The sequence below is a fragment of the Fictibacillus enclensis genome (assembly GCF_030123385.1).
GTDB lineage: Bacteria > Bacillota > Bacilli > Bacillales > Fictibacillaceae > Fictibacillus_C > Fictibacillus_C enclensis.
The window spans coordinates 2,977,321-2,990,084 of sequence record NZ_CP126109.1 but is presented as its reverse complement, the minus strand read 5'-3'; the positions used below and the strand labels follow the sequence as shown (position 1 = coordinate 2,990,084).

The 12,764-nt window shown below is 44.1% G+C and carries 16 protein-coding genes; 13 read left to right on the top strand and 3 right to left on the bottom strand.

Annotated elements, in window-relative coordinates:
- From yqeH to QNH15_RS15730, 7 genes are read left to right on the top strand one after another with little or no spacing between them, the layout of a single operon-like run.
- Entirely contained in the window at positions 1-1,101 is a 1,101-nt protein-coding gene (gene yqeH / locus QNH15_RS15760; RefSeq protein WP_283889261.1) for a ribosome biogenesis GTPase YqeH, read from the top strand.
- 18 nt (positions 1,102-1,119) lie between these two features.
- Positions 1,120-1,959: a shikimate dehydrogenase gene (gene aroE, locus QNH15_RS15755; RefSeq protein WP_283889260.1), complete on the top strand. Its 840-nt coding sequence runs from the start codon at positions 1,120-1,122 to the stop codon at positions 1,957-1,959.
- Entirely contained in the window at positions 1,946-2,236 is a 291-nt protein-coding gene (gene yhbY, locus QNH15_RS15750) for a ribosome assembly RNA-binding protein YhbY (protein WP_061971234.1), read from the top strand. The genes aroE and yhbY overlap by 14 nt, the downstream gene beginning before the upstream one ends.
- Before the next feature lie 12 nt (positions 2,237-2,248).
- Complete coding sequence (locus tag QNH15_RS15745; protein ID WP_283889259.1) at positions 2,249-2,839, top strand: nicotinate-nucleotide adenylyltransferase; 591 nt, start codon at positions 2,249-2,251, stop codon at positions 2,837-2,839.
- On the top strand, positions 2,817-3,404 hold the full coding sequence (gene yqeK, locus QNH15_RS15740; RefSeq protein ID WP_283889258.1) for a bis(5'-nucleosyl)-tetraphosphatase (symmetrical) YqeK: 588 nt from the start codon (positions 2,817-2,819) through the stop codon (positions 3,402-3,404). Before QNH15_RS15745 ends, yqeK begins: the two co-directional genes overlap by 23 nt.
- Positions 3,405-3,406: 2 nt before the next feature.
- The gene (gene rsfS / locus QNH15_RS15735; RefSeq protein WP_283889257.1) at positions 3,407-3,760 is read left to right on the top strand and encodes a ribosome silencing factor; all 354 of its coding nucleotides are present in this window, start codon (positions 3,407-3,409) and stop codon (positions 3,758-3,760) included.
- A gap of 15 nt (positions 3,761-3,775) precedes the next feature.
- Positions 3,776-4,522 (top strand): class I SAM-dependent DNA methyltransferase, encoded by a 747-nt coding sequence (locus tag QNH15_RS15730; protein ID WP_283889256.1) that lies wholly within the window; start codon positions 3,776-3,778, stop codon positions 4,520-4,522.
- Between the two features lie 65 nt (positions 4,523-4,587).
- Here the strand turns inward: QNH15_RS15730 and comER are convergent, their stop codons facing one another.
- Entirely contained in the window at positions 4,588-5,424 is an 837-nt protein-coding gene (comER, locus tag QNH15_RS15725) for a late competence protein ComER (protein WP_283889255.1), read from the bottom strand.
- A gap of 87 nt (positions 5,425-5,511) precedes the next feature.
- Here comER and QNH15_RS15720 point away from each other — a divergent pair, with 87 nt between their 5' ends.
- From QNH15_RS15720 to QNH15_RS15710, 3 genes are all read left to right on the top strand, one after another.
- The gene (locus tag QNH15_RS15720; protein ID WP_283889254.1) at positions 5,512-6,177 is read left to right on the top strand and encodes a helix-hairpin-helix domain-containing protein; all 666 of its coding nucleotides are present in this window, start codon (positions 5,512-5,514) and stop codon (positions 6,175-6,177) included.
- 70 nt (positions 6,178-6,247) lie between these two features.
- Complete coding sequence (locus QNH15_RS15715) at positions 6,248-6,829, top strand: ComE operon protein 2 (protein ID WP_283889253.1); 582 nt, start codon at positions 6,248-6,250, stop codon at positions 6,827-6,829.
- Positions 6,830-6,831: 2 nt separating this feature from the next.
- On the top strand, positions 6,832-9,141 hold the full coding sequence (locus tag QNH15_RS15710) for a DNA internalization-related competence protein ComEC/Rec2 (protein WP_283889252.1): 2,310 nt from the start codon (positions 6,832-6,834) through the stop codon (positions 9,139-9,141).
- A 33-nt stretch (positions 9,142-9,174) separates the two neighbouring features.
- Here the strand turns inward: QNH15_RS15710 and QNH15_RS15705 are convergent, their stop codons facing one another.
- A complete protein-coding gene (locus QNH15_RS15705) occupies positions 9,175-9,309 on the bottom strand; it encodes a YqzM family protein (protein WP_074440502.1) in 135 nt (44 codons plus the stop codon).
- Positions 9,310-9,651: 342 nt separating this feature from the next.
- Between QNH15_RS15705 and holA the strand changes: the two genes are divergently transcribed.
- A complete protein-coding gene (gene holA / locus QNH15_RS15700; RefSeq protein WP_283889251.1) occupies positions 9,652-10,671 on the top strand; it encodes a DNA polymerase III subunit delta in 1,020 nt (339 codons plus the stop codon).
- Between the two features lie 101 nt (positions 10,672-10,772).
- On the opposite strand, the gene rpsT is transcribed toward holA, so the two are convergent.
- Positions 10,773-11,039, bottom strand: a complete 267-nt coding sequence (gene rpsT, locus QNH15_RS15695) for a 30S ribosomal protein S20 (protein ID WP_061971210.1) — start codon at positions 11,037-11,039, stop codon at positions 10,773-10,775.
- Between the two features lie 153 nt (positions 11,040-11,192).
- Here rpsT and gpr point away from each other — a divergent pair, with 153 nt between their 5' ends.
- Both gpr and QNH15_RS15685 read left to right on the top strand, forming a co-directional pair.
- On the top strand, positions 11,193-12,308 hold the full coding sequence (gene gpr / locus QNH15_RS15690; protein ID WP_283889250.1) for a GPR endopeptidase: 1,116 nt from the start codon (positions 11,193-11,195) through the stop codon (positions 12,306-12,308).
- A gap of 63 nt (positions 12,309-12,371) precedes the next feature.
- Complete coding sequence (locus tag QNH15_RS15685; RefSeq protein WP_283889249.1) at positions 12,372-12,722, top strand: DUF3679 domain-containing protein; 351 nt, start codon at positions 12,372-12,374, stop codon at positions 12,720-12,722.
- The last annotated feature ends 42 nt before the right edge of the window (positions 12,723-12,764 follow it).

Below are 12,764 nucleotides of genomic sequence, written 5' to 3'. Positions count from 1 at the left end.
TTGAAGGAACAGATTAAATGTATCGGATGCGGAGCGCCCATACAGACAGAAAACAAGGAGGAGCTCGGCTATGCACCACCCTCGAGTTTAAAGAGGGATGTTGTCATTTGCCAGCGTTGTTTTCGTTTAAAGCATTATAATGAAATCCAGGATGTCAGCCTTACGGATGATGATTACCGCAAAATTTTATCCGGCATCGGAGATACGGATGCATTGGTTGTTAAAGTCGTTGATATTTTTGATTTTAACGGTTCTTGGCTGCCGGGCATCCACCGCTACATCGGCAGAAACAAACTTATGCTGATTGGGAATAAGGTAGATTTGCTTCCTAAATCCGTTAACAAAAACAGACTGACACAGTGGATGTCTTCCATGGCCAGGGAGCTGGGTGTAAAGGCAGAGGAAGTCCATCTTGTATCCGCTGCAAAAGGAACGGGTCTTTTGGATGTGGCTGAACGGATTGATGAGCTGCGCGGCGGCAGAGATGTCTATGTAGTAGGCTGTACGAACGTGGGGAAATCAACGTTCATTAATGGGCTAATCAAACAGCTTGGCACGGAGCAGGAAGACATCATTACAACATCCCATTTTCCGGGAACCACGTTGAACTTGATCGATATTCCTTTGGATGAAGAGAGTGCTCTTTTTGATACGCCAGGTATTATCAACCATCACCAAATGGCTCACTTTGTCAGCAAGGATGAGCTGAAGTTCATTATGCCTAAAAAAGAAATCAAGCCGATGGTCTTCCAGTTGAATGAGGCTCAGACTCTGTTTTTGGGAGGACTCGCACGTTTCGATTATATCAGTGGAGGAAGAAGGTCTTTTGTCTGCCACGTGTCCAATGACTTAAATATCCACCGGACGAAGCTTGAGAATGCAGATGAGCTGTATCAAAATCACCTCGGTGATCTTTTGTCACCGCCTTCTGATCCGGATAACCTGCCTCCGCTAAAAAGGCATGAGTTTACCATTAAGGAAAAGGATACAGATGTGGTGATATCGGGCCTTGGCTGGGTTACGGTTAAAGAACCGGGGGTCAGGATTGCAGCCCATGCACCAGAAGGCGTTGCTGTGACGTTAAGGCCTTCGCTCATTTAACTGAGGGGAGAGGGAAGGATGAGAAAAAAAGTTGGTTTAATTGGATATCCTGTCAGCCATTCCATGTCTCCACAGATGCAGAATGGTGCTTTTGAAAAAGCAGGGCTTTCCTATGTTTATGATAAATATGAGGTACATCCGGACCAGTTGGCAGAAGCTGTCCGGGACATGAGTGAAAAAGGCTTTGCCGGGTGGAATGTAACGATTCCGCATAAGCAGGCCATTATGCCGTATCTTGATGAAATTGCAGAAGATGCCTTGAAAATTGGAGCAGTCAATACGGTAGTCAATGAAAACGGAAAATTGACCGGGTACAATACTGACGGCGCCGGTTTTTTAAAAGGTTTGATGCGCCATGTCAGCTTTCCAATGGAAGAGGCAAAGGTTCTCATCATTGGAGCAGGAGGAGCGTCCCGGGCCATCAGCTATGCAATGAGCAAAGAAGGACCGAAGACCATTGCGATCACGAACCGGACGATGGAAAAGGCACAAGACATTTTTAGCGAGTGTTTGAGAGACCAGGACCAGGTCATCTCCCTTCACGAAGCGGAAGAAAGGCTCACTGAATTCAACATTGTCATTAATACCACATCGATCGGCATGAAAGAGGACCGTTTGCCTTTACGTGTGAATCATCTAAAAGCGGGAACCGTGGTTTCGGATATTATTTATAATCCTTTTAAGACCGCTTTATTAAAAGAGAGCGAAAAACGAGGGGCCATTATTGATAATGGAGTGGCCATGCTGGTTTTTCAGGGCGCGCTGTCGTTTGAAAAATGGACAGGTGTTGCGCCGGACGCATCATTGATGGAGAAGATTGTGATTGAAGAATTGGGAGGAAGTTATGTTAACAGGTAAACAAAAACGCTTTTTGCGTTCCAAAGCAAATCCGATTCAGCCTATTTTTCAGGTAGGAAAAGGCGGAGTCAACAGCAATATGATCAAACAAATCCAGGAAGCCCTGGAAGCCAGAGAGCTGATTAAAATCAGCATTCTTCAAAACTGTGAAGAACCGCGCGAGGAAGTGGCGGAAGCCGTTGCCAAAGGCACGAAGGCTGAGCTCGTTCAAGTGATCGGGAACGTCATTATTCTTTATAAAGAGTCCAAAGAAAACAAAGAGATCGTACTTCCTTAAAGGAATGATACAATGGCGAAAATAGGGATATTTGGAGGGTCTTTTCATCCTCCTCACAATGGGCATTTACTCATTGCTCAGGAAGCGCTGAGTGCTTTTTCACTTGATGAGGTGATTTGGATGCCAGCCAATCATCCTCCGCATAAACAATTGGCATCTGGTGTCTCAGATCATGACAGGATTGAGCTGGTTAAAGCGGCAATCCAGGATAATGCTAAATTTTCCCTCTCTTTGATCGAGTTTGAAAGGGAAGGGCCTTCATATACTATAGATACGATCAAAGAACTTCAAAAAAAGAATCCGGATCATGAGTACTTTTTTATCATTGGTGGAGATATGCTCGATTCACTGGACACCTGGCATGAGATTGATGAATTGAGCCGTATGGTAACCTTTATAGCCATCAATCGTAGCGGTCATCCGCTTAACGCCGAACATAATCCATATCAGGCCGCCATGCTTGAAGTGCCGTTATTTGATGTTTCCTCTACCCTTATCCGGGAAAGAGTGTCTCAAGGGGAAAACACCACGTATCTCATTCCGGAACGTGTCAGAAAACAAATCGAGGTGAAGGGACTTTATGGATCGCGAAAAAGCCCTTGAAATAGTTAAAGAACAATTAACAGAGCACCGCTATCAGCATACGCTTGGCGTTGTGCAAACCGCTCTTGAACTTGCAGACCGATATGAAGAGGATCAAGTTAAGACAGAACTGGCCGCTATCTTTCATGATTATGCCAAGTTCCGGTCAAAGGAAGAGATGAAGGAAATTGTAAGAAAGCAAGCCATGCCGGAAAGTCTGCTTCATTATGGAGGAGAGCTCCTTCATGCGCCAGTCGGCGCCTACCTGGTAGAAAAGGAAGCAGGAATTAATGATCGTGACATTTTGGCTGCAATCGCCTATCATACGACCGGCCGTGTAGGGATGGGGAAGCTTGAGAAAATTATTTTTCTGGCCGATTATATCGAACCTGGAAGAAAGTTTCCCGGGGTGGAAGAGGTTCGGCAGCTGGCAAACGAAGATCTGGACACAGCGTGCCTTCAAGCGCTGAAAAATACAGTAACTTTTCTGATGAAGCAAAATCAGCTGGTCTATCCGGAAACGATCAATACGTATAACAGTCTTTTGGCACAGCTGAAAAATAATAAAGGAAACGGAGGAATGTAATTTTGAATGAACAGGAACTGATTGAACTCGTAGTGAAAGCGGTGGATGACAAGCGGGCAGAAGACATTATGATGCTCGATATGAAGGGGATTTCTCTAGTCGCAGATTATTTTCTAATTTGCCATGGGAATTCTGAGAAACAGGTTCAGGCCATTGCCCGGGAGCTTAAGGATGTAGCCGCAGAGAAGGAAATCAATATTCGAAGGATGGAAGGTTTTGATCAGGCAAGATGGGTTCTTGTTGATATGGGAGATATGGTAGTACACGTTTTTCACCGTGATGAACGATCCTATTACAACCTGGAAAAATTATGGGGAGATGCCCCATCTGTTGACCTGAACCAAATCCTTTCATAAATAAAAGGAGCAGGCATGAGCTATCAACATTTTGCGTATTATTATGATCAATTAATGGAAGACGCTCCTTATGAGCAGTGGATCTCTTTTTTTGAACAGGCGATTGTCTCTGTTGGAGCTGACATATCGAGTGTTCTTGATGTTGGCTGCGGGACAGGCTCGATTTCCATACCGCTTGCGTTAAAGGGTTATGATGTAACCGGAATCGACCTGTCCGGCGATATGCTTGCTGTGGCTCACGAAAAGTCGTTGACCCAGCATGCCTCTGTTCAATTTCTGCAGCAGGATATGACCGAGATCGACGGCTTGCCGGAGTTCGATGCTGCTGTCATTTTTTGTGATTCACTGAACTATCTTTTGACAGAAGAGAAGGTAGCTGCAGCCTTTCAGTCAATATATCGGCATCTGAAGGAAAACGGGCTATTTTTGTTTGATGTACACAGCCTTTATAAAATTCATAACATTTTCTCAGGGAATACATTCGCTGAAAATGCGGAAGAGGTTTCCTACATCTGGCAGTGCTATGAAGGGGAATATCCTGACAGTGTAGAACATGAACTAAGCTTTTTTGTACGGGAAGAGGACTCGCGATATTCCCGATTTGATGAAGTACATATGCAAAGAACATTGTCAGTGAAGGCTTATGAGCAACTTCTTGAAGAAGTGGGCTTCACGGTATTGAAAATTACTGGGGACTTTTCAGAGAATAAACTTGAATCCGAAGCCGAGAGAATCTTTTTTATTTGTAAAAAATCAAAATAAGCCATCATAACCGATGGCTTATTTTTTTCTTTTAAGGAAGGATTTCGGGGATAATGAGAGAAATCTTATTTTAGTTCTTCTTTTACCTCGAATTGCTCACTGATCTTTTCACATTCCTCATGGTATTTTTCATGCGTCCGTTCGATCACACGATCAAATACTTCTCCTGCATCCTCATTCAATATCTTGATTCCTTCTCCTGTTATGCCACCTTTTACACACACTTTTTCAATCAGCGATGGAAGAGAAAAAACCTCTTTTTCCAACAGTTTGCCCATGCCGATAATCATTTCACTGGCAAGAAGAGTAGCCTCATTTTTGGTAAGGTCCGTCTTTTTTACAGCACTGTCCACAAAGCATTGCACAAGGTAACCGATGAAGGCTGGACCGCAGCTGGCGATGTCGGATGAAATGCGGGTGACATTTTCGCCGATAATCACAGGCTTTGATATGAAAGACATGAGCGATAACAATTTTTCCTGATATTCAGTGTGGCATCTCGAGCCAAACGTAATAAGGGAAGTGCCGGAAAGTGCCCGGTTTGTAATGCTTGGGATCGCTCGGGCTACGTTACAGTCAAGTAAATTTTCTATCTGTTCACAAGAGATGGGACTTGTAATCGAGACGACAAGTTTATGTTTTGAAATGTGTTTTTTATTTTCACAAAGAAGGTCAAAAAATTGGTGCGGTTTTACACAAATGAACAGAATATCTGCAAAACGAATCACATCTTCTGCGGCAGCTGCCACCCGTAGTTTGGGATGGGCAGCCTGCAGCGCTTCGGCCTTGGACAGTGTCCGGTTGGTCACCATAATGCGTGACGGTTGTACAGCAGCCGATTCAATAAAGGAAGACACCAGGATGCTTCCCATATTTCCCGTTCCAATAAACCCTAGCTTCACTGTTTACTCCTCCTCTCCTTGATCCATCCTACCTTGATACATATGCATACGAGGCCTGTTTTATGAAAAAATGAAAGGAGACACGGTATGCTAAAAAAATATGAAGTTTGGTTTCGTAAGCTTCGTTATATACTGCCTGCTGTTCTTGTAGTGGGGATAGGGGCAGTGTACGTGTATGAACAAAAGGTACCTACGGAGGAAACAGCCATAGAGGAGCTGCCACAGGAATTAACAGCGAAAGAACCGAATGCTGCCCAGAGTCCTGTGAAAGAGAGCCAAAAGCCGGCGAATTTGCAACCGGCAAAAATTATGCTCGATATAAAAGGAGCTGTGGTCCGTCCGGATGTATACGAAATGAAGGAAGGAGACCGGGTGATTGATGCGGTGGAAAAAGCCGGAGGATTCACGAAAAACGCTGAACAGCGCAGTGTAAACCTTTCAGGCAGGGTAAAAGATGAGATGCTGCTCTATATTCTTGAAAAAGGTGAAGAAGCAACAGTGCCCGCTGCGGCTGATACCTTGGGAAATGGAGCAGGACAGGAGACTGACAGCGGACAGGCTGCAGTGAATATTAACACAGCCAATGATCAGGAACTGCAGACCATAACCGGCATCGGACCCTCAAAAGCGAAAGCCATCATCACATTCAGGGAAGAGAATGGTGGCTTTAAAACGGTTGACGATCTGTTGAATGTGCCTGGCATTGGAGAGAAATCGCTTGAAAATATGAGAGCCCAAGTTACTGTCGATTAGGATTTTTCATTGACTATCCACTTGGAGAATGCCTACACTAAAGACAAGAGTCGATTGGGGGAGAGAAAAAATGGAGCGTATTTCCTGGGATGAATATTTTATGGCGCAAAGCCATTTGCTTGCCTACAGAAGCACATGCACAAGGCTGGCAGTGGGAGCGACGATTGTGAGAGATAAAAGAATTATAGCGGGAGGATACAACGGTTCTATCTCAGGCGGTGTCCACTGTATAGATGAAGGATGCTATGTTATTGACGGACATTGTGTACGCACCATTCATGCAGAGATGAATGCTATCCTGCAGTGTGCAAAGTTCGGGGTTCCCGTAGAAGGTGCAGAAATGTATGTCACACACTTTCCTTGTCTTCACTGTTGCCGAACCATTATACAAAGTGGAATTAAAACCTTGTATTACGCACAGGATTACAAAAACCATCCCTATGCCATTGAACAATTCAGGGAAGCTGGCCTTGTTGTGAAGCAGGTTCCGTTTAATGAGAACAAGATGAACCCGCATTATGAGGATCAAATGGAGCTGACGTTTGAACTTTTACAAGCCATGGAAGAAGGGGCTGCAGACAGTCAGGATAAAGTCGAAAGGCTCAGACAGAAGGCTGAGCAGCTCTATCCTGCCCCACTGCATCTGAAATAAAGATGAAGGCAGGCTATCTTTATGCACTATGTGCGATAGCGGCAATCTATTCATCGAATGAACATTACATCTGGGCGATTCTCATAATCGCTCTTTTTTATTTTTTACCGAGGGTGGATGGAAAAACGGTTTTCCTTTGCTTGCTTGTCTTTGTATTTTTTTATTTTTATTACCAATTGGCCGATGGACGAAATGTAACGGATCTGAAGGGCGATGAAGGAGTATTCCTCGGAAAGATCGAAAGCATCCCTGACATTGACGGGGATTTGCTGAGCTTTAGGCTCAAACTGAAGGAAGAAACGGTCATCGTCCGGCAAAAAATTTCTTCACAGGAACATCAAAAATCCCTACGGGGTCAGCTAAAAGCGGGGATGGTCTGCCAGTTTCAGGGGAAGCTGGAACATCCGCCAGGGCAAGAGAATTTTGCCGGAATGAATTATTCCGAGTATCTAAGAAAACAAGGGATTCATTGGCTGGTCACCGGTAAAGCTCTGCTGACATCCCAGTGCAAATCACAGGATCGCTCGTTTTTTGATCATCTGATCTCTTTTCGATCGAAAGAAATTCAATTCATTGAGCGTACCTACCCCGAGGAAATCTCAAGCTTGTTGAATGCGCTGGTCTTCGGATATCGGGACCATATTCCCGATAAAATCAATGAGGCGTATCAGCGTCTCGGCCTATCCCATTTGCTTGCTGTATCAGGATTGAACGTCGCCATTCTTTCCGGGATGCTCTTCGTTCTGCTTCTAATGGCGGGTGTGACCCGAGAACAGGCGGCTGTATGTATTGCTGCCATACTGCCTTTGTATATATTTTTGACAGGTGGTGAAGCATCCATTGTGCGTGCCGGCATGATGGGAATGTGTATCGTGCTGTTGCAGCTATATAGAACGGAAGTGCATCCTTTAGCCATCATCTCTTGCGTTTGCCTGGTTATGCTTCTCATCAACCCCTATTATGCCTTTCAGCTTGGTTTTCAGCTTTCTTTTTTGAATGTGTTTGCGCTGATGGTTTCTTCCCGTTTTATTTTCATCCGCTATTCTTCCTACTGGGTTCAAATCTTCATGTCCAGTTTGATTTGCCAGTTGGTGTCCTACCCGCTGATTATTACCTCGTTTTATGAAGTTTCCCTTTGGTCTTTGCCGCTAAATCTCCTCTTCATCCCGTTAGTATCTATCATTGCTCTTCCCAGTGCCAGCCTTGGTGTTCTTTTTTCATTTGTTTCGGTTTCTTTAGCTAAACTTCTTTTTTATCCGGCAGTGCTTGTCCTGAAATTTACAAACCACACGCTTCTTGGCTTGGATCATGATACCTATGCCATGACGTTTGGTAAACCGCCGTTCATTATGTTCCCTGTTTATTATGCGGGGATTTTATACTTTTTGATTTGTTTGGAAAAAGGTGGTCTGACCCGGATGTTGATCCCGCCGCTCCTCTGTCTGTTTTCTGCTGGGATCCTGCATTGGAATATTCATCTTTTCGATAATAAGGCAAGAGTGACTTATTTAAATGTGGGACAAGGGGACAGTACATTGATTGAGCTCCCATTTCGTAAGGGAGTCTATTTGATTGATACAGGAGGCACCATCCATTTTCCAACAGAAGCGTGGAAGAAACGAAGGAAGGAGTATGATGTCACGAAGGAGGTAGTGCTTCCGGCTTTAAAAGCGAGGGGAATAAGGGAAATTGATAAACTTATTCTCACACATGGTGACATGGATCATATCGGCGGGGCACAAACCCTTCTATCAGGTATAAAGGTAAAAGAAGTGCTGTTTCCGAAGGGAACGATCAAAGAACCGCTGGAAACACGGGTATTATATGAGGCGGCAAAAAGACACGTGCCGATCACCGTTACACAGAGGGGTAAAAGCTGGTCGGCGGGGGGAGGCGGGGTGTTTCAGGTGCTGTCTCCCTATGGAGACGAAACGGAAAGCAATGCACGCTCCATTGTTATCAGGGCACAAATAAATGCCGCGTCCTTTTTATTTACCGGAGATCTGGAGGAGGAGGGAGAGCAGCGGATTCTGAGAGAGAGGCAGCCGACCGAGGCGACCTTTCTTAAGGCTGGCCATCATGGCAGCAAGACTTCCTCGTCTGCTGCGTTTATTGATCAAGTAAAACCGTCTTATGCCTTGATTTCAGCCGGAAAAAATAACCGGTATGGGCATCCCCATCCTGAAGTGATGAAACGATTTCTTGACCGGGGGGTTAAAACATTCCGAACGGATGAACAGGGTGATGTAGAAATTACGGTTTCAGGTGGAGGCTGGAAAATCCGGCATAGTGTAACCGCCTCCAAAAAATAAAAAGAAGCCTCACTGGGGGCTTCTTTTTATGTATTAAGATGCAATTAATTTGATGATAACTCCCAGTGCAAAGATTAACGTGAAAAAACCAAAGGACCAAACAAAGCCCATGCCTGAATCGATTAAATCATTCCGTTTGCTTTGAACGTCTTTTTCGAACTGATTCATTTCCGCAACCCTCCCATATCGATATAAGTATAAGCTATCCCTAAAAAAAAATCCATAAAGGATTCAGAATTGCACAGCAAATCCTGTATTCTTTTCCTGTTTTGCTAACTGTTGTCACCAATATCGCTGAGCCGCATAGGATATCATAACATTAAAGGGCAATATCAGGGTTTACTCGCTGGCTGCCGGGAGTCCCGGGGTCCTGGTAACCGGTGTTTAATATAAATGAAGAAGCGGCATATGCTGCTTCTTCTTTCTGCATTACATGCAATGAGGTTCCACTATTGAAAAAAAATGCGTTCCGTCATAGGATAAGAATAGAGAAAGTTTGAGGTGAAGGATTTGTCAATTACAGCATTACAAAAGAAATTAAAACAGAATCAATTTGCTCCCTATTATATTTTGTACGGGACAGAATCTTATATTATAGAGAAAGCCATTTCATCTATTGTGAAGTACGCATTGAACGATGAAGACAAGGATTTCAATTATTCAGTATACGACTATCAGGAAACGCCGGTACAGGCGGTAATGGAGGATGCAGAGACACTCCCGTTCATGGGAGACAGGCGTGTGGTTGTCATAAAAAATGCTCTTTTTCTTACGGGAGCAAAAGACAAAAGCAAGGTGGAGCATGATTTATCCACCGTCGAACGGTACATACAAGATCCTGCTGATTTTACAATACTTGTTTTTGTGGTGCCAGCTGAAAAGCTGGATGAACGGAAAAAGATTGTCAAAACATTGAAGAAAAACGGCGAGGTTCTTGCCGCCTCCCCGATAAGCGGGGATTCAGCGATTGAATGGATCAAGGACCGTGCCATGCAGCAAGGCGTTTTTATAGATGCAGACGCTGCCCAATATTTGAGTTCAAAAGTCGGTAATGAGCTGATGGCTCTCGTGCAGGAAATGGATAAGCTTGCATTGTTTGTAGGTGAGGGGAACAACATTTCCATTGAAGTCATTGATCAGCTGGTTCCCCGCACGCTTGAAGACAATATCTTTTCCCTGATTGATGATATCGTTCATAAGAAAATTGATGAGGCTCTCAGAACATTTTATGATTTAATGAAACAAAATGAGGAGCCCATTAGAATTCTTTCTTTAATGGCTCGTCAATTCCGGATTATCTTTGGTGTGAAAGAGCTGTTTGCCAAAGGATACGGGGAAAAGCAAATTGCCGGGGCGCTTAAGCTGCATCCCTATGCGGTCAAACTCGCTTCCAGACAGGCAAGGATGTTTGACGAACAAGAACTGTTTACCCTTCTGGACCGGATTGCAGAAGCTGATTATGAAATGAAAACCGGTAAAATGGACAAGCAGCTGATTTTGGAGCTTATCATGCTAAAAATGGCCAAATAAAAACGAGGAAGACCCGCAAAAGGGACTCTTCCTCGTTTTTATTTAGAGTCTGCTCCAAAAATAAAAACGACCCATAAGGTCGTTTCATGTCTGTTCCCGTATTACGCGTTAATTCCGTTCAACGCTTTAGCAAGACGAGACTTTTGACGTGATGCTGCGTTTTTATGGATAAGTCCTTTAGTTGCCGCTTTATCAACTTTTTTAGTAGCAGCTACAAAAGCTTCTTTCGCACCTTCAGCATCGTTGTTAGCGACCTTCGTTTCGAAATTTTTCACAGCTGTACGCATAGCAGACTTTAAAGAAGCATTGTGAGCACGGTTCTTATCGTTCGTTTTTACACGTTTAATAGCAGATTTAATATTAGCCAATCCATTCACCTCCCTAACATTGCAACTTGGGTTGCAAAAAAATAGGACACAAAGTATTCTATCAGTTTCATTCTTCAATTGCAATACAAGAATGAAAAGGGTTTTTGCGGGCAAAAATAGAGACAATATATCCCATGACAGGACGGTGCCTAAATGAACAGCAAAGACCTTGATTTGAACAAGTACAATGTCCGGACCGATTTAGCAATTGAAGCGCATGAAATGCTGGTCAATGATGAAAAGATGAAGGAGAAAGAAAGCACGATAGAAGGAATCATCATCAAAGAACAGGATCATGACGGGATAAAACTGACCCGGGTGGAAATTGATGAACGTGGAGCAGAGGCTACAGGCAAAAAGCCAGGTACGTATTTAACGTTTGAAATGCAGGGCATCCGAGAAAAGGATTCCGCTCTGCAGGAGCGGGTTCAGGAAGTATTTGCCCACGATTTCAGAAATTTTATGAACGAGCTGGGCATCCAGGAGACGGATACAGCTTTGGTCGTCGGTCTGGGCAACTGGAACGTCACACCTGATTCACTGGGTCCAAACGTATTGGAAAATCTGCTGATCACCAAACATTTATTTGATATATCTCCTGAGAACGTGGAGGAGGGGTTTCGGCCGGTGTGCGCCATTTCTCCAGGAGTGATGGGAATCACCGGTATAGAGACAAGCAATATTATTGAAGGTGTGATCAAAAAAGTCAATCCTGATTTTGTCATTGCCATTGATGCTCTTGCCTCACGCTCGCTTGAACGGGTAAACACCACCATTCAGGTTTCTGACAGTGGAATCCATCCGGGTTCAGGGGTAGGCAACAAACGAAAGGAACTCAGCAAGGAGACGCTTGGTATTCCCGTGATTGCAATTGGCGTTCCAACGGTTGTGGATGCAGTTACCATTGCAAGTGACACGATTGACTATATTTTGAAACATTTTGGACGGGAAATTAAAGAGAAGGATAAGCCTTCTAAATCTCTGGCTCCTTCATGGATGACATTTGGAGAAAAAAAGGTACTGAAAGAGGATGATCTTCCGGCGCAAGAGCAAAGACAGTCGTTTCTTGGAATGGTGGGCACATTGGAGGAAGATGAAAAGAGGGCATTGATAAGAGAAGTGCTGTCACCCCTCGGTCATAATTTAATGGTAACTCCGAAGGAAGTGGATACGTTTGTGGAGGACATGGCCAACGTGATCGCAGTGGGGCTGAATACCTCGCTTCACAGACAGGTGGACCAATCGAACAGTTCTTCTTATACGCATTAACACATAATAGGACAAGCTTTCACATACGAATGTATTAAATTGAAGGTGAACGGAGTGGGTCCTGTGACGAAATTTATGATCAAGTGTTTTTTAATTACTGCTGTCCTTTTTTTCGGCGTTCTTCTTGGAATGCAGCAGGCTTCTGATGGAATGAGCGCATTAAAGGGAAATAAGGAGAATGGTGAAACCTTGACGCTTGAAACAGGCAAAGGTGCTGGGGAGGCTGAAGTACTTGGTACCCAGGTCGATGTTCATGACTTAAAAACAAAGCAAAAGCAGCTGGAAGAATCAAAAGCGTTTAACTTTTTTTCTTCAACGGGAGAGAAAGTGTCCGGCCTTGTTTCTTCCTTATTCCAAGGAATATTGAGTCTGATTTCAGCCATCCTTTCACAAATTTTTGGTTCCTTGAGCTGACAGTTATTTTTCTCGCGGAAAAATAACTGTTTTTGCTTTATA